Raw genomic sequence first — 17,719 nt, forward strand, 5'->3', positions numbered from 1 at the left:
TATTAAACATTATAGAGTTGCGTAACCGAGAAATACACAGAAACTTGTTGAATTTCAATGTTAAATTAAGTAAATTCCAGCATCGAGGAGGACAAATTCATTTTGTAAAAAAATTCGCTTCGACATTTTCACAAAAAAAGCTGCCATGAACCGAGTCGAGAGGTTTATGGCAGCGGAATTTACTTATTGAATGAAAGCCATTTGACTTTCGGCTCGGTTTTGTTTTTGATTCTGCTGAGGTTTGCTCTATGCCTGTAAATGACAAAGAAGGTAAGAGCTCCGACTACTATAATCAGCGGTATGTCCCCTGTGAAAACGGAGTAGATGAAAGCAAAGATACCCGCAAGGATTGAAGAAAGGGAAACATATTTAGTAATGAACAGAAATGCAAAAAATACTAAAAGCAATAAAATGAACAGCACGGGAACATATCCAAGAAGAACTCCTCCTGATGTGGCCACTGCCTTTCCTCCACGGAAATTAGCAAAAACAGGATACATATGGCCTATAACCGCAGCTACTCCTGCAATCAGCATGTGAAGGTCAGATCCGAACAGGTCCGGGAGCAGCACAGCCGCCGTTCCTTTCAGGATGTCCATGATGGTTACCACCATACCCGCTTTCACACCAAGTGTCCGGAAACTGTTGGTTCCGCCAAGGTTTCCGCTTCCATGTTCCCTGATATCTTTTCCGAAAAATGTTTTTCCAATGATAAGACCTGAAGGAATGGATCCCAATAAGTAAGCTAAAACAATAATAAGAGCAATGATCACTGTGACAACCCCTTTTAACTATATGCCGTTCACAATTGTAAAACCGCATGTTTATATAAGTAACATTATTTTACCATGAATGCAGCCGATTTGGGAGAAACTCCGAAAAAAATCATGACCAGCTACTAATACTTCCCTGTAAACATTGAGGAAAAAAGATAAGATGTCCCCTAATAATACAGTGTTGTGCTAGAATGAAAAATAGATTTTCCAGAATGAGGTGTCACAATGAAAATATTTCTTACAGGTCTTCAATGGATGGCCTTTATGGTAGCTGGTTCAATAGCGGCTCCCATAGCGATTGCAGATTTATTTCATCTGCCGCCTGCAGAGACTGCAGGTTTTATTCAAAGAACGATGTTTGTCCTGGGAGCAGCAGGAGTCCTGCAGGCATTGATCGGACACAGAATGCCAATCAACGAGGGGCCAGCCGGTCTTTGGTGGGGTGTGTTTGCCATCTATGCAGGATTTGTCGGGACCATTTATGGGACTGGGAATGAAGTATTGCAGCTGTTGCAGGGAGGAATGCTGGTCAGTGGAGTATTTTTCTTTTTATTCGCTGTAACCGGAGGGCTGTCAAAGCTGACAAAGCTTTTCACTCCGACGATTACATTTATTTATTTACTGCTCTTGATTCTTCAGCTGAGCGGTTCTTTCATCAAAGGGATGTTCGGTATGTCCGGGGATCATCCGACGATTGATTTTACCATTCTTGCTGGAAGCTTATTTACGTTTTTCCTGACATTGTACTTATCTCGTCATAAAGTTTCCTGGATTAGACGTTATTCGATCATTTTATCATTAGCCATTGGATGGTTGGTGTTTATCTGGATTGGAAAAACAGGAAGTGTCCCGCCAACGGCAGGAGAGATCATCTCATTGCCTGGTATATTTGTGTTCGGTATGCCGAAGTTTGATTTAGGAGTCATCATCACATCCTTTTTCATTACTTTATTATTGATTACCAACATGATCGCTTCCATCAGGGTCATGGAAGAAGTCATGAATACGAATAACATGAAGCTGCATAGAAGATATAATCAGGCAGGGACTGTTTCAGGGATCAATCAGCTGCTAGGAGGTCTGTTTTCTGCAGTGGGCTCCGTTCCAATTTCAGGGGCAGCGGGATTTGTTTCGGCGACAGGTATCCTTTCGATCATCCCGTTTGTACTGGGAGCGTCCTTGGTGGTAGCTATCAGCCTTTTTCCAGACATCATGAACATCTTAGCTACGCTTCCTGCTCCTGTTGGCTATGCCGTAACATATGTCATTTTCATTAATATGGTCGGTTTGGCGCTTGGGGAGTACAGGAAAGAAAAAAATAATGAGCGTTCGAATTTCACAGCAGGAATTGCCCTCATTGCTGGAGTAGGACTGATGTTTGTTCCTTCGGCGGCCTTTGTAGGAGTGCCAGCCGTAGCGGCTTCAATCCTGAACAACGGGTTGATCATCGGCACCATTGTTGCGATTATCGTGGAGCAGGTGCTAATACGGAAGGACAGGAAGTTGGAAAATAAGTGATGTGTTTGTGGCACCAGCCAGGCCAGGTCCTTGCTGGTGTCTTTTGATTTTTGGGGATCATTTTTTATGAAGCCTTTAATAGGGTAAGGGTAGAGGCCCTTATTGTCGCCCTTTGCCGTTCCACCGGCCAGCTAAGGTAATCTATCAGTCATTTCTGCATTTCAACTGAATACAGAAGATGATTTTAATATTGAAAGGGGGCTGGTTCCGGGAAAAACATACTCCCCAAACATAATCTTTCTATAATTGGTAAATATATGTTTAACTTGTGGTGGAGAGGGTATTGATAATACGATTATTTATTTGAAGCAGGTGTTGAGATGATTGAATTTAAGAAGGTAAGAAAGACTTTCGAGGATGGAACGGAGGCTATCAAGGGGATAGACCTTATCATTCCCGAAGGCCGATTGACCGCACTGATTGGCCCGAGCGGCTGCGGTAAGACGACCACCATGAAAATGATCAATAAATTGATTGTTCCCACGGACGGTACGATATACATAAATGGTGAAGAGATTGCTTCCAAGGATGAAGTGGAATTACGGCGGAATATTGGGTATGTCATCCAACGCATTGGTTTGCTGCCGCATATGACCATAGAAGAAAACATTGCGCTTATCCCAAAGTTAAAGGGGTGGAGGAAAGAGCAATATGAACCCAGGGTGGAAGAGTTGATGACTCTGGTCGGACTCGAACCCGAGGTATACAGAAAGCGCTATCCGCTTGAACTCAGCGGCGGGCAGCAGCAGCGCGTCGGGGTGATCCGGGCACTTGCCGCAGAGCCTCCCATCATCTTAATGGATGAGCCATTCAGTGCACTGGATCCAATCAGCCGCGAACAGCTCCAGGATGAATTAAAAGTACTTCAGCAGAAAATCCATAAAACGATTGTGTTTGTCACACATGATATGGATGAAGCATTGAAAATTGCGGATCATATCGCTGTCATGAGAGACGGTGTCATTGAACAGTACGGCTCCCCGGCTGAGCTTTTGACTGCCCCTGCCAACGAATTTGTCAAGACATTCATAGGTGAGCATCGAATGAACAAGAGTGCGGATCGGGCTGTTAGGGATATCATGTCAACGGGTATGGATCAACGAACAAAGAGCGCTGGTTCCGCTATTTCTCCAAGCGCCACCATCTCTCAGGCTGCTAAAGAGCTCTTGCTGTCAAACGCTGATTTTCTAAAGGTTGAAGAGAATGGCAAAGCAGTCGGTTTTGTCACCAAAGAGGACATCCTGCAGGCTGTTGCTGATAAGGAGGGATCGCCTCATGCTGGGTAACATAGTATCAACATTCCTGAATACGGTGTCAAGCAGGTCAGATGATATTATGCAGGGCCTATTAGAACATCTGATTCTTTCGTTTGTCGCTATATTCATTGCTATCATTATATCGCTGCCTCTAGGAATATACATATCACGAAAAAAAAGCTCGGCAGAATTCTTTATAGGCGTGACGGCGGTCTTTCAAACGATCCCCAGCCTTGCTCTGTTCGGATTTCTCGTGCCATTGCTCGGTACGGGAAGTGCGACAGCCATAGTTGCCTTGACTGTGTATGCTCTTCTCCCGATTCTCAGGAACACTTATACAGGAATCACAGGTGTTGACCAGGCTGTCATTGAGGCAGGAAGAGGAATGGGTATGACGAGACGCCAGCTGCTTTATAAGGTCGAGCTTCCGTTATCCCTTCCGTTCATCATGGCGGGTATCCGTACGGCGACTGTGCTGACAGTCGGCGTGGCGACGCTGGCAACATTCGTTGGTGCCGGAGGGCTTGGCGACATCATCTATCGGGGGCTCTCTTCCTGGAATAACAGCCTGGTGCTTGCAGGTGCCCTTCCAGCTGCATTGCTTGCTCTATTTTTTGATTACTTATTAAAACTACTGGAAAAGGCGACAACTCCTAAAGGGTTGAAGGCCAGAAAATGAAAAAGGAGACTCAAATCATGAAAAAAAGATTGCTAGTTGCGGCCATTTCCCTTTTGCTGATACTTTCAGCATGCGGAAACGGCAGCGAAAAAGATACAGTTGTAGTATCCGGCAAGATGTGGACAGAACAATACATACTGACAGAGATGCTTGCACTTGTCATTGAGGAAAAAACAGACCTGAATGTCGAGCGGGAAGAAGCCCTTGGAGAGGTTTCCATCCTTACTCCGGCAATTGAAAAAGGCGACATCGATATGTATGTCGAATATACGGGAACCGGTCTGAAAGCAGTACTGAAAGAAGAAGCAGAACAAGGTGCAAGTGCAGAGGAAATCTATAAGCAGGTTAAAAAGGGTTATGAAGAAAAATATGGTGTAACCTGGCTGGAGCCGCTTGGGTTTGAAAACACCTATACCCTTGCTTACCGAAAAGGCGAAGATATTGATGCTGAAACTTACTCTGATTTAATTCCCTATTCAGAGGAAATGGTCTTTGGTGCACCACACCAATTCTACGAACGTCCTGGTGACGGATATGATGATCTAATCAAAGCATACGACTTCAATTTTAAAAATACAGAAAGCTATGACCCTAACATCATGTATGAAGCTGTGAAAAATGGTGACGTCGACCTGATCCCCGCCTTTACTACCGACGGCAGGATTCAGCGTTATGACCTAGCGGTAACGAAAGATGATAAAGGATTCTTCCCTCCTTTCTTTGCTGCACCGATTGTCAGACAGGAAGTATTGGAAGAGCACCCTGAGCTTGAAGATGCGGTCAATGAACTTGCTGGTCAGATTTCTGAAGAAGAAATGAGCGAACTGAATGCCAAAGTGGATATGGATAAAGAGGACGTTGAAGATGTGGCAAGGGAATTCCTGATCTCCAAAGGGATCATAGAGGAATAAAAATAGAGGATTCAAGCTGATCTATTCGGGTAAAAAACCTATAGATCAGCTTTTTTTGCAGGATATTTCCAAAAAACATCGAATTAAAGTAGAGGAGGAGTTGAAATAACAATGGATTTTTTAACGAGAAATGAAATGAAACCGCTGCTCGATAAATCAAAAGTGATTGCAGTCGTGGGGTTGAGTGACAACCCTGAGAGAACATCTTATATGGTTTCCAAAGCCATGCAGGACAATGGCTATGAAATCATTCCGGTCAACCCGACAATAGATGAAGCATTGGGGGTAAAGGCAGTACCGACACTGAAGGACATCGGCAGGCATGTTGATATTGTCAATGTGTTCCGCAGGTCGGAATTCCTTCCTGAAATCGCTAGAGAATTCGATGAGATCGATGCAGATATCTTCTGGGCACAGCTTGGTGTATACAATGAACAAGCCTATGACTTTTTGAAAAGTAAGGGATATACCGTTATCATGGACCGCTGTATCAAGGTAGAACATGCTTTAACACGATAGGGATTCGAACAAGCGACGGATGGATTTCCGTCGCTTGTTTTTGGGTGCCAAGAGACCGTTTCATCGGCATGGACTTTAACGAAAAAATGATCACACTCGGATAAGAAACCCGGCAATCTTCCATTCTTTTTACATGTCTTTATGAAAATAAATTTGCGAAATTTAAATAAAACGATACAATAAAGCATAGAAGTTTGCCGATACTGTGGTAAAATAAAAGGGCGAACAAATGTTCTTTTATATAAAATAAAGCACTTTAATTAGACAGAGATAAGTTTTGAAAGGGGAATGTTCGTGGCCAACAGGAATCAGAGCATGGATTACAATGATGATGCGATTCAGGTATTGGAGGGTCTTGAAGCGGTCAGAAAAAGACCGGGTATGTATATCGGATCCACAGACGCCAGGGGCCTGCATCACTTAGTATATGAAATCGTTGATAACTCTGTAGATGAAGCGTTAGCGGGATACGGAGATGAAATCACTGTTACTATACATAAAGATAACAGCATGAGTGTAGAAGACAGCGGACGTGGGATGCCGACGGGCATGCATAAGCTTGGGAAACCCACACCCGAGATCATTCTGACTGTTCTCCATGCCGGGGGTAAATTCGGGCAGGGAGGCTACAAAACAAGCGGAGGATTGCATGGTGTAGGGGCATCGGTCGTGAATGCCCTTTCCGAGTGGCTGAAAGTGACCATCATGAGAGATGGTTATGTTTATGAGCAGACCTTTGTAAACGGAGGAAAACCTCAAACGACACTCGAAAAAGTGGGAAAAACCAAAAAAAGCGGGACAAGGATCAGTTTTAAACCGGATCCATCCATTTTCAGTGTGACATCCTTTAACTACGACACATTGTGTGAACGTCTCCGGGAATCGGCTTTTCTTCTCAAGGGTCTCAGGATTACGATTGTCGATGAACGGCACGATCAAAAGGATGTATTTCATTTTGAAAGCGGGATCCAGGCATTCGTTCAATACCTGAATGAAGAGAAAGACAGCATCCATCCGGTTGTGTTCTTTGAAGGAGAACATAACAGTATCGAAGTGGAGTTCGCTTTCCAATTTAACGATGGCTTTTCAGAGAATATCCTGTCGTTCGTCAATAATGTCCGTACCAAGGACGGCGGGACACACGAAGCGGGTTCGAAAACAGCCATGACTCGTGTGTTCAATGAATATGCACGAAAAGCGGGAATCCTGAAGGATAAAGACAAGAATCTGGAAGGGACGGATATCCGTGAAGGCCTTGCCGCCATTGTTTCTGTCCGTATTCCCGAGGAACTTCTTCAATTCGAAGGACAGACAAAGGGGAAACTTGGAACAAGTGAAGCAAGATCTGCAGTGGATGCTGTTGTTTCGGAGCATCTGCTTTATTTCCTCGAGGAAAATCCGGATACCAGTTCCCTGCTGATCAAGAAGTCGATAAGGGCTGCACAGGCCAGGGAAGCAGCGAGACGAGCACGTGAAGACGCCAGGAACGGTAAGAAGAGAAAACGGTCAGAAACGATTCTTTCCGGCAAGCTGACTCCGGCCCAGTCCCGAAATCCACAGAAAAATGAACTTTATCTTGTCGAGGGTGATTCTGCAGGCGGCTCAGCTAAACAAGGCCGTGACAGGAAATTCCAGGCTATCCTGCCTTTACGGGGTAAGGTCATCAATACCGAGAAAGCGAAGCTGCAGGATATCTTTAAAAATGAGGAAATCAATACAATTATTCACGCAATCGGAGCCGGTGTAGGGCCGGAATTCAATATTGGCGATATCAACTACGATAAAGTCGTGATCATGACTGATGCCGATACAGACGGTGCACATATACAGGTCCTGCTTTTGACTTTCTTTTACCGCTATATGAAGCCATTGCTTGAAGATGGAAGAGTGTATATTGCGCTTCCGCCGCTTTACAAAGTAAGTAAAGGCAGCGGAAAAAAAGAAGTCATTGAGTATGCCTGGACTGATGAGGAACTCGATGGTGCTATCAAGAAAGTCGGCAAGGGCTATATGATCCAGCGTTACAAAGGCCTTGGCGAGATGAACGCCGACCAGCTTTGGGAAACGACAATGAATCCTGAAACCCGGACGCTCATCCGTGTCAAAATCGATGACGCTGCGAGAGCCGAACGCAGAGTAACGACTCTTATGGGTGATAAAGTCGAACCGCGCCGGAAATGGATTGAAAGCAATGTTGCTTTCGGGCTTGAAGACGATGGCAGTATTTTGGAAAATGAAAATGTATCGGTCGCAGAGGAGGGCAATTTATGACAACTCAAGAACGCTATCAGGACCTGCCTTTAGAAGAGGTACTAGGCGATCGTTTCGGGAGATACAGTAAATATATCATTCAAGACCGTGCACTGCCTGATGCACGTGACGGCTTGAAGCCGGTTCAGCGCAGGATCCTTTATGCCATGCATGTGGAAGGGAATACGCATGAAAAAGGATTCCGGAAGTCTGCCAAAACTGTTGGTAACGTAATCGGTAACTATCATCCCCATGGTGATACGTCCGTTTATGACGCCATGGTCCGGATGAGCCAGGAGTGGAAGCTTAGGAATCTTCTTGTGGAAATGCATGGAAATAACGGAAGCGTCGATGGAGACCCACCAGCAGCCATGCGCTACACTGAAGCACGGCTTTCGGCGATATCTACGGAACTTCTTCGAGATATTGAAAAGGATACGGTAGACTTTATACCAAACTTTGATGATACATCAAAAGAGCCAACTGTGCTTCCTGCCAGATTCCCGGCTCTTCTGGTAAACGGATCGACAGGTATTTCTGCTGGTTACGCAACAGACATCCCCCCGCATCACTTGGGGGAAGTAATCGATGCGGTCATCATGCGCATGGATAAGCCCGAGTCAACTGTGGATGAGTTGATGACGGCAATCAAAGGACCGGATTTTCCTACGGGAGGCATCATTCAAGGAATTGAAGGGATCAAGAAAGCGTACGAAACAGGCAAAGGAAAAATCGTTGTCCGGGGCAAGGCTGAAGTGGAAGATATCCGCGGAAGCAAGCAGCAGATTGTTATCACCGAGATACCTTATGAAGTCAATAAAGCGAATCTAGTAAAAAAAATGGACGAGTTCCGTATGGATCGGAAAGTAGAAGGAATCGCGGAGGTAAGGGATGAAACTGACCGTACCGGCCTGCGTGTTGTAATCGAGCTGAAGAAGGATGCGGATGCAGATGGTGTCCTTATGTTTCTATACAAAAATACTGACCTGCAAGTGGCTTATAACTTCAATATGGTGGCCATCCACAACCGCCGACCGCAATTGATGGGGCTCCGCCAGCTGCTGGATGCCTACATTGAGCACCAGAAAGAAGTGGTGACGAACAGGTCCAAGTTTGACTTGAAAAAAGCGAAGGACAGGCAGCATATTGTTGAAGGATTGATGAAAGCACTTTCGATTCTAGATGAAGTGATTGCCGCTATCCGTGCATCAAAGGATAAAAGAGATGCAAAAAATAATTTGATTGCCAAGTTTGATTTTTCAGAGGCACAAGCAGAAGCAATTGTTTCCTTGCAACTATACCGTCTGACGAATACAGACATTACAGCTTTGAAACAGGAAGCAGAGGAACTGGCAAACCGTATTGATGAACTGACGGCAATCCTTGAAAGCGAACACAAATTATTAAGTGTCATCAAGAAAGAGTTGAAAGCGGTCAAAAAACAATTTGCAGATGCCAGACGTTCTGTAATTGAAGCAGAAATAGAGGAAATCAAGGTCAACCTGGAAGTCATGATTGCCAATGAAGATGTGATGGTGACTGTAACAAAAGACGGTTATCTCAAGCGTACAAGCCTTCGTTCCTTCTCTGCTTCGAATGGCCAGGATCTGGCGATGAAAGAGACGGACAGGATCTTGCTTCAGCAGGAAATGAATACAACAGATGTGCTTCTGCTGTTTACAGACAAGGGCAGCTACCTATATTGTCCTGTTCATGAACTGCCGGATATCCGCTGGAAGGACCTTGGGCAGCATGTTGCGAACTTCATTTCAATCGATAAGGATGAAAGCCTGATTGCAGCTATGCCAATAAAAGAATTCGATGAAAACCGGTATTTACTGTTCATCACCAAAAACGGGATGGCCAAGAAATCATTATTGAGCCAGTATAAAGCACAGAGGTACTCTCGTCCGCTTGTGGCCCTCAATCTAAAGAAGGATGATGAATTGATCGATGTCCATGTAACGGATGGAACGAGTGATTTGTTCCTCGCTACTCATTTTGGTTATGGATTATGGTTCAACGAAGAAGAAGTCAGCGTGGTGGGACCGAGAGCAGCAGGAGTGAAAGGAGTCAACTTGAAAGACGGGGACTTTGTCGTTGCAGGGAAACCAATTTCAAGCCCTGGATCTCAGACTGTCCTGATTGCCACCCAGCGCGGGGCTGTGAAGAAAATGAAATTGGCTGAGTTCGAAAAGACATCAAGAGCAAAACGCGGTGTCGTGATGCTTCGTGAACTTAAGTCCAATCCACATCGATTGGCCGGAATGGAAATCGTCGAAGAAATCGATGCGATTTCACTGGAGACGAAAAAAGGGCATGTCGAAACTGTCCAGGTTTCCAACTTCAGGAACAATGATCGTTATTCGAATGGCTCATTCGTACTCGATCAGGGAGAAAGCGGTTCAGTCATCAAGATATGGCTTGAGCCCCGTTCCTCATTATAATAAGCTCATTTCCTTCTGAATGGGTGTTAGATTCTTGTGAAGTTCTATAAAGAAAGTAAGAAGGTTTATGAGAAGAGCCCTATAATAGAATATCAAGAAGCAGGCACATATCCATGCCTGCTTCTTACCTTTTTCACCCGATGGTTTTATCTTTGTGAAGCAAGGGTATAACCAAGGGATGTTTTTCGTTATATTGATTGCAGGAGGATGACAATGGACTTTTTTACAAACATAACCGGCTCACTTAATACGTTTATCTGGAGTTACATACTGATTGCCGGTCTCATCGTACTGGGTATCTATTTTTCAGTCCGGCTGAATCTGGTTCAATTCCGCTATATCGGAGAAATGTTCCGCCTTCTTACGGATAAAGCGACCATTTCAGCTGAGGGAAAGAGAGGGATTTCCTCCTTCCAGGCTTTTACAGTATCGACCGCTTCCCGGGTGGGCACTGGAAATCTGGCAGGGGTCGCGACGGCTATTGCAGGGGGCGGTCCAGGAGCTGTATTCTGGATGTGGTTGATTGCTTTGCTGGGGGGAGCCACCTCCTTTGTGGAAAGTACACTTGCTCAGATTTACAAAGTGAAAGATAAAGATGGCTTTCGGGGCGGCCCGGCGTATTATATGGAAAAAGGATTGAATGCACGCTGGATGGGAATCATTTTCGCCATCGTGATCACTTTCAGCTTCGGTCTTGTCTTCAATTCGGTGCAATCCAATACGATTGCCATAGCCGTCAATGAGACATATGGGCTTAGTAAAATGACAATCGGGCTGATCCTGGCAGGACTGACAGCTGTCATTATATTCGGAGGAATCAAAAGGATTGCTCATGTCACTCAGATCCTGGTTCCGATATTGGCTATTTTATATATTTTGCTGGCGCTATTTATCTTGATTGTGAATATTACAGCAATTCCTGACATGTTTGTCTTGATTTTTGAAAGTGCCTTTGGAATTCGGGAAGTGGTCAGCGGTGGAGTTGGAGCAGCCCTTATGATGGGAATCAAGCGCGGGCTGTTTTCCAATGAAGCGGGAATGGGGAGTGCTCCGAATGCTGCCGCGACTGCTGCCGTGACACATCCGGCCAAACAAGGCTTGATTCAGACATTGGGGGTGTTTACAGATACATTGATTATCTGTACCTCTACAGCTTTCATTATCATTTTATCCAACCAGTATACTGGTGATCTGGATGGTATTCGTTTGACACAAGCCGCATTGACACACCATGTTGGTGACTGGGCAGGCTTCTTCGTTGCTACTGCGATTTTCCTGTTCGCATTCAGTTCCATTATCGGAAATTATTACTATGGTGAAACCAATATTGAATTTATTAAATATAGTCGTGTCTCTCTCTTTATATACCGGCTTGCTGTATTGGGAATGGTTGTCTTCGGTTCGACGGTAGAGCTCGAAGTGGTATGGGGCCTTGCCGATCTTTCGATGGGATTCATGGCGATCATTAACCTGATTGCAATCACTTTGCTTGCTAAAATTGCAGTTGCCGCTTTAAAAGATTATCGCCGTCAGAAAAAAGATGGAAAAGATCCAGTCTTCTATTCAAACTCCATACCTGGACTGAAAGGGATTGAATCCTGGGATGCCATGCCGGAAGAAGAAAGAAGAAAAAGAAACAAATAGGCTGAAGCGGATGATGAAAAATCATCCGCTTTTTTATATTACATATAATTCCCTCTTCTGGAGAACATAAGAAAAAATCAGTTCAAAAGGAGTGGTTAAAATGAGAAAGGAATTGTTGTTTGCATTTGCGGCTTTCTTTTTCATGTCATTGCATGCCATTGCCGGAAATTTTGCCGAAGAACACGAACGGCCGAATGTCATGGCAATTGTCACTTACGAAGAGGATGTAACTGGAGATAAGAATAAGGACACTATTACGTTATGGGGCAAACCTTTTGAACCTGGTGCATTATTTTACAAGGAAATCTGGGCGGAAATTAAGACTTCAGAAGAAAAGGAATTCAGGATTGACTATGAGGGCGGTTATGAGCCGGAAATTGAATTTGTTGACCTTGATCATGATGGTGTAAGGGATCTGCTGGAATCTTCAGCCACTGGGGGAAGCGGAGGTCTCTATAATTATAGTTTATACACACTGGCCGGTAGTCAGAAGAAAGAGATCGCCATGCCGCCAGATTTGTCGATCGAAGCCTATTTTGAGAATGGGTACAAAGGCATCATTACCTTCAATGACACAAATGAATCCTTTACAGTTAATTTGAGTAACAGAAAAGAAGACTATGAACGGCTGGGTATCTTTCAGGATGGGAAATTGAATGAGCCGACGGAGATGATGGTCATTCCTTATGCGATGTTTGAACCCGTGAAGATTAAAGGAGAAGAAGGAAGAGGATTGAGAGGCGTCCAAAGGGTAAGTGGTGCCTATCAGGCGGATGCAGTGGGAGATGTTTATTCCTATTGGTATTATGAGAACGGCAAATGGAATTTGACTGATATTCAATGGGAGGAGTTATAAGAGGAAGAGCACCACATCTGGGCTATTTTCATACTTTAATGTAAGCAATACACTTCAATAAGGCGGGGTGGCTTACGTTGAGTGAATTAGAACCAGAGAAGTTGGCGGTGTCGTTTATTCCTCCAGCTTCCATTTTTAATCCGATGGATGGCCGTAAATATACACTGACCCATTCCGATACTACTGGGGAGCTTTTTCTTAGTGTCGGCTGGGTTTATGACTTTTCAAAGGTGAATGCAATGATGCGGGATGAAGTACTGGCTGAATGGGTGAGAGTAATGGGGCAGTATACGCTTTCGGGGACAGTATATGTGAGCAGCGGAGAGTTTGATAAGAACCTCTCAAAGGTCCGTTTCATGATCTTTCAAAAGGAACTGCCGCTTGCTTTAACTGCTATAGTCAATGGAGATAATGATTTTTTCACTTATTTCCCATGGCTCTTAGATGCACCGATATATATGAGCTTTGACTCCATCTATCCAGATTTTAATCAAGTTAAATATTATGGTACACCAAGGCAATACTTATTAAGGTAAAATCGGCTGGGGAGGTTAAACTCTTCAGTTTTTTTTGATTATGTTTTTTTGGTTCTCTTCCGAAAATATAGCAGAATGCTGATAGAATGGATGAAGCTAAATGAGGCGGGTTGTTGACGAAATAGTTAGGGAGACCATAAGGCTTGGTTGGGTGATTACACAAAATGCAATGGCTGTCTTGAGTTATTTTGGTTCATCACAGCCATGTGCTATGAAATCATTGACAGGATATTACAGGTGGCTGCTGGCTCTATCCGTTACTCAATTCATATCGGTCAGCATTCAATCTGTCCTCTCCAGCCGCTTGCCAGTCTTGCTTTATCTTTGGATTGATTGTAAAACTTTGTTAAATAACTGGAAGATAAACTTCAGATTCAATAAAAGGTTAAATGGGCCAATGAGAATGGAATCGAGAGAGCCCCTGGCCCAATCAATGGTTAAATGAACCAATGAGAGTCAGAATTCAGAGAAACCCTGGCCAGATTACTGCTAAATGGGCCAATAAGAAGGGGAACCCAGAGAGATCTTGGCCCAATAAAAGGTAAAATGGGCCAATGAGAGTCGGGATTCAGAGAAGCCCTGGCCCAATAAAAGGTAAAATGGACCAACGAGAATCGGAACCCAGAGAGACCTTGGTCCAATAAAAGGCAAAATGGGCCAATGAGAGTCGGGATTCAGAGAAGCCCTGGCCCATAAAAGGTTAAATTGGCTAATGAGAGTTGGAACCCAGAGAGATCTTGGCCCAATAAAAGGTTAAATGGGCCAATGAGAATGGGGATTCAGAGAGGTCTTGGCCCAATAAAAGGAAAAATGGACCAATGAGAGTCGGGATTCAGAGAAGCCCTGGCCCATAAAAGGTTAAATGGGCTAATGAGAGTGGGAACCAAGAGAGCCCCTGGTCCAATCAATGGTTAAATGAACCAATGAGAGTCGGGATTCAGAGAAGCCCTGGCCCATAAAAGTTTAAATGGGCTAATGAGAGTGGGAACCAAGAGAGCCCCTGGTCCAATAAAAGGCAAAATGGACCAATAAGATCGTGATTCAGGGATAATGGACCAAACAGTTGGACTAGATCTTTAAACAAAAAGAAGCCGATTAACTTAATCCGCTTCTTTCTACGTTTATTTATTGTAGCTGTACATCACAGGCCAAGCCTGGCTTGAACTCGTGCCGAAGTATTAAACTGTCCTCATTTTGTTGCAGTTAATTTTTGAACGTAAACAGCTCCTCGGAAAGAATCGCGTTCTCTTTTGAATTTTCTTCTACTTCCACAGACTTTCTAATAATTACGTCACTATCAATCAACGCTTTTTTTAGAGAGGCGCTGATAGAATTGATGCAAAGAATCAGTATCGAGAATAGTGATAATGGAACTACAACCAGCAAGGGATTTGAGAATACCTGCTGGATATTCATACTGATGGTCGCAGCCCATTCATTCGTTTCAGAAAAATAGACAGGGTTGCTTGGGTCATAAGGCCCGAACGCAAATTCTGCCACTTTGATACCGCCAAGCGCCATTAGGATGACACCGAGTTGAATAAGCAGTGAGAGAGCCTGGGAAACCTGTTCAGAAAATAGCACAATCGAATGGCGTAAAAATTGGGGCAGGAGGTGTTTCCGGACGAGATGAAAACGGTTTGCGCCCATGATCTTTGAGACATCGATAAACTCCTGTTTCATAAAAATCTTCATTTCTTCACCGAGATAGATCCCCAATGATGGAATCGTAATAGCGGCTATACCTGCCAGTTGAATGAAGAAATAGCGGCTCGATGGAAGGGCATCTCCCTGGAATGCCCCCTCCAGAGGTGCCAGCAGGGCAAAAACGACGATAGCGAGTGGGATATATTGAAATGACTCCCCTAAGCCTTTTAATGTCCTGGTAAATGAAACTGGAAGAAACGTATAAAGGACTGCGAATAAGAATCCAAAAACCATCCTGAGTGCTGCAATTGCAAGTGCTGCAAAAATGGTAAATTTGGCGCCTGCGATAAGGATCAGCAGAAAGTTCCTTCCCAACCTGTCACTTCCTAATAGCGGCATCTCTTCAGCAGTGAAGGGCGGAGCAGCAACCACTTTATTATTTTCATCCTTAAGGTAGTTTGTGATCTCATCATAATCAGGATATAGAACTGGTACTATGAAACTTGCCGCCAAAAGTCCGGTGATGATCAAAACAGGGACAGCCAAACGTTTGAGGATTGTGTTCAGGTTAGACATTGTATTCTCCCCCTTTCAGCCATTTTTTTAGCAGCCAGGAACCGAATGTAAACACTAGAAAAAATGGTACGAAGATCAAAAGCATTCCAATAAAGAATGCAGGTGCAGACGAGGTGGCCGTTCTAAGCAGAACAGTCATGAAACCTTTGATATTGAATAAGACCTCAATGATGAGCAGGTTGGAAAGCATCAGCAGGAAAATCGGCTTCAAATGCAGGAAAAAATGGATCCAGACGTTTCGGAAAACATGAAACCAAATAGTATACGATTTTTTAAAGCCTTTAGAAAATGAAAATTCTACATAGGGCTTGCTTTCTTCTTCCTGAAGTTGGAATAAGAACTGCTTCATTAAGAACACCACAGGCAAAAATGACAAGCAAATGACGGGAAGGGTATAGATCCGTTCCTCACCAGTGGCGTATATATTGAATAAGAGGAAATCAGTTTGTTTAAACAGCCACACAATAAATAGCTGGAATAACACAACCAAAAACACATCAGGTAATCCATCAAGGATGCTGACAATTTTTAATGAAACTCTGTATAGATTCCTCGGCAGCATCATAATCAAATAACTCAATATGACCGAAATCATGATAGCTGCAAAGAAAGAAATGAACAATATACTGAATGAATAAGGATATGTAGAAAGAAAAATATTTAGCATCTGGTATTCTCTATCGTCCGCTCCCCAAATGACGAAGATCGAAGAAGGGGAAAATAAATCAAGTATTGTCTGCCACAGCCTTAATCCATATGCTCCTACATTAATGACTAGTTCTGTATCATAATCCAACAAAGCGCTGATCCCGCTGAGTAGAAACAATCCTATTAAAACAACGCCGAAATGAAGAGGTGTGCGCAATGTTTTTTTCATAGAATCTCCTGCCTTTTCTTCAAAAAATATACAATTTTCGCTATATAAATGGTACAATAAAGATATTAAATAGTAAACACTATTCAGAAAATATCGTCGAAGGTGATTGAATATGCACAGAAAAAGAGTTTTTCTCATTCTCCTGATCCTATCCTCCATTTCGCTTCTCTCTGCCTGCAGAATTGTCTTTGATCCGACAGCGCAAAATACAAAGCAGAAGGAAATCCAAAAGGAACACCGGCAAACAGTTCAGGTGCAGGAACAGGAAGAAGTGGAAACAGAAGAATCTGAAGAGGAACCAGCCTTTAAGATAGATGCATCACTTGCTTTAGCTGGAGAAAATATGGTTTTGACAGGAGATACAGACCTTCCGCCTGAAACATATCTGATGATCAGAATGAAGGTATATAAAGGAAACGCCACAGTGGAACAGATTGAAAACAATCACGCACAGACTCTTAATGAGGTGCCAGCTAACATTATCGGAATCGGCACAAGCGTACAGGAGGATGGAACGCTTATTCCAAAGACCTTCGTCAGGCCGGAAACTTCGACCCGCTATCGTTTTGAATTGATTTTTAAGCCCGAAGGTCAAGATGAAAAGGTAAAACAGCAGTTGATCGACCAAGCTGGAAACCTCGATGAAATGGCAGGAATACAAATTTTAGAGGAAGCAGATCCGGAAAACTCAATGGTTCGAGGTGACAAACCTGTGAAGGGTTATATTCAAACCGTCAATATCATGAAAGCTGATGAACCAAATGGAGATCACGTGACTCTGGAATTTCAGTGAGGTAAGGCGAAGTCCATTTTATTGGGCTTCGCCTTCTTGATATAGGTGTAAACACACTTTTTTTTGTCATTCCCCAAGATTCCCACAAGGAAGGATCCAGAGATTTGTAAAGCAGTTGCGATTAAAAGAGGAAATGTAAGTACTTCTTTTTCACCTGGTCACTCACCACTAAAAAATGAGGCGGCGATTCACCAATACACTATCTCTTTTTCAGGGGTTGAGAAGACTGTCTATGTCATTGACTGTACTCGATCAGATGGATGTGATCCTGTAAAAACCATTTTTTGTGCCTGAAGATGAACTCCCCACTTTCGAATAGGCATTCAAAAGCTCCTGCTATTTAAATAGGAAGATGCTTTTGTCGAAAAGATGTAAAACATTTTTGCCAATCCGATCAGTTTATCCATGGTATGATAGTGATAAATATTTTTTGC

General features: G+C 43.7%; 15 protein-coding genes. 12 read left to right on the top strand and 3 right to left on the bottom strand.

Translation table 11 applies throughout. The annotated features are described in order from the left end of the window. Positions 1 to 179 precede the first annotated feature (179 nt). A complete protein-coding gene (plsY, locus tag AC4E8A_RS09935) occupies positions 180 to 773 on the bottom strand; it encodes a glycerol-3-phosphate 1-O-acyltransferase PlsY (RefSeq protein ID WP_490198301.1) in 594 nt (197 codons plus the stop codon). 228 nt (positions 774 to 1,001) lie between these two features. On the opposite strand from plsY, the gene AC4E8A_RS09940 reads away from it, so the two are divergent. The 11 genes from AC4E8A_RS09940 to AC4E8A_RS09990 all read left to right on the top strand — a co-directional run bounded on the left by AC4E8A_RS09940 (position 1,002) and on the right by AC4E8A_RS09990 (position 13,725). Beyond that, on the top strand, positions 1,002 to 2,294 hold the full coding sequence (locus tag AC4E8A_RS09940; RefSeq protein ID WP_490198303.1) for a purine/pyrimidine permease: 1,293 nt from the start codon (positions 1,002 to 1,004) through the stop codon (positions 2,292 to 2,294). A gap of 320 nt (positions 2,295 to 2,614) precedes the next feature. Next, positions 2,615 to 3,580, top strand: coding sequence for an ABC transporter ATP-binding protein (locus tag AC4E8A_RS09945; RefSeq protein WP_490198305.1), 966 nt, complete (start codon positions 2,615 to 2,617; stop codon positions 3,578 to 3,580). Continuing rightward, complete coding sequence (locus tag AC4E8A_RS09950; RefSeq protein WP_490198306.1) at positions 3,570 to 4,229, top strand: ABC transporter permease; 660 nt, start codon at positions 3,570 to 3,572, stop codon at positions 4,227 to 4,229. The genes AC4E8A_RS09945 and AC4E8A_RS09950 overlap by 11 nt, the downstream gene beginning before the upstream one ends. A 17-nt stretch (positions 4,230 to 4,246) precedes the next feature. Next, complete coding sequence (locus AC4E8A_RS09955) at positions 4,247 to 5,140, top strand: glycine betaine ABC transporter substrate-binding protein (RefSeq protein ID WP_490198308.1); 894 nt, start codon at positions 4,247 to 4,249, stop codon at positions 5,138 to 5,140. A 111-nt stretch (positions 5,141 to 5,251) separates the two neighbouring features. Continuing rightward, a complete protein-coding gene (locus tag AC4E8A_RS09960) occupies positions 5,252 to 5,659 on the top strand; it encodes a CoA-binding protein (protein ID WP_490198309.1) in 408 nt (135 codons plus the stop codon). A gap of 315 nt (positions 5,660 to 5,974) precedes the next feature. Next, the gene (gene parE, locus AC4E8A_RS09965; protein WP_490198828.1) at positions 5,975 to 7,930 is read left to right on the top strand and encodes a DNA topoisomerase IV subunit B; all 1,956 of its coding nucleotides are present in this window, start codon (positions 5,975 to 5,977) and stop codon (positions 7,928 to 7,930) included. Then, positions 7,927 to 10,356, top strand: a complete 2,430-nt coding sequence (gene parC, locus AC4E8A_RS09970) for a DNA topoisomerase IV subunit A (protein WP_490198310.1) — start codon at positions 7,927 to 7,929, stop codon at positions 10,354 to 10,356. Before parE ends, parC begins: the two co-directional genes overlap by 4 nt. Positions 10,357 to 10,569: 213 nt before the next feature. Then, positions 10,570 to 12,000, top strand: a complete 1,431-nt coding sequence (locus AC4E8A_RS09975; RefSeq protein WP_490198312.1) for an alanine/glycine:cation symporter family protein — start codon at positions 10,570 to 10,572, stop codon at positions 11,998 to 12,000. Between the two features lie 100 nt (positions 12,001 to 12,100). After that, positions 12,101 to 12,856 (top strand): hypothetical protein, encoded by a 756-nt coding sequence (locus AC4E8A_RS09980; RefSeq protein ID WP_490198313.1) that lies wholly within the window; start codon positions 12,101 to 12,103, stop codon positions 12,854 to 12,856. Between the two features lie 77 nt (positions 12,857 to 12,933). Beyond that, positions 12,934 to 13,392, top strand: a complete 459-nt coding sequence (locus AC4E8A_RS09985; protein ID WP_490198315.1) for a staygreen family protein — start codon at positions 12,934 to 12,936, stop codon at positions 13,390 to 13,392. Between the two features lie 147 nt (positions 13,393 to 13,539). Beyond that, entirely contained in the window at positions 13,540 to 13,725 is a 186-nt protein-coding gene (locus tag AC4E8A_RS09990) for a hypothetical protein (RefSeq protein ID WP_490198316.1), read from the top strand. Positions 13,726 to 14,595: 870 nt separating this feature from the next. Here AC4E8A_RS09990 and AC4E8A_RS09995 read toward each other — a convergent pair. Next, positions 14,596 to 15,615, bottom strand: coding sequence for a hypothetical protein (locus AC4E8A_RS09995; protein ID WP_490198317.1), 1,020 nt, complete (start codon positions 15,613 to 15,615; stop codon positions 14,596 to 14,598). Beyond that, positions 15,608 to 16,492: an ABC transporter permease subunit gene (locus AC4E8A_RS10000; RefSeq protein ID WP_490198318.1), complete on the bottom strand. Its 885-nt coding sequence runs from the start codon at positions 16,490 to 16,492 to the stop codon at positions 15,608 to 15,610. Before AC4E8A_RS10000 ends, AC4E8A_RS09995 begins: the two co-directional genes overlap by 8 nt. Before the next feature lie 112 nt (positions 16,493 to 16,604). Between AC4E8A_RS10000 and AC4E8A_RS10005 the strand changes: the two genes are divergently transcribed. Then, positions 16,605 to 17,285 carry a hypothetical protein gene (locus AC4E8A_RS10005; protein ID WP_490198320.1) on the top strand — a complete coding sequence of 227 codons (681 nt, stop codon included), beginning with the start codon at positions 16,605 to 16,607 and terminating at the stop codon, positions 17,283 to 17,285. Positions 17,286 to 17,719 lie beyond the last annotated feature (434 nt).

The sequence above is a fragment of the Bacillus sp. SRL337 genome, from assembly GCF_984799155.1.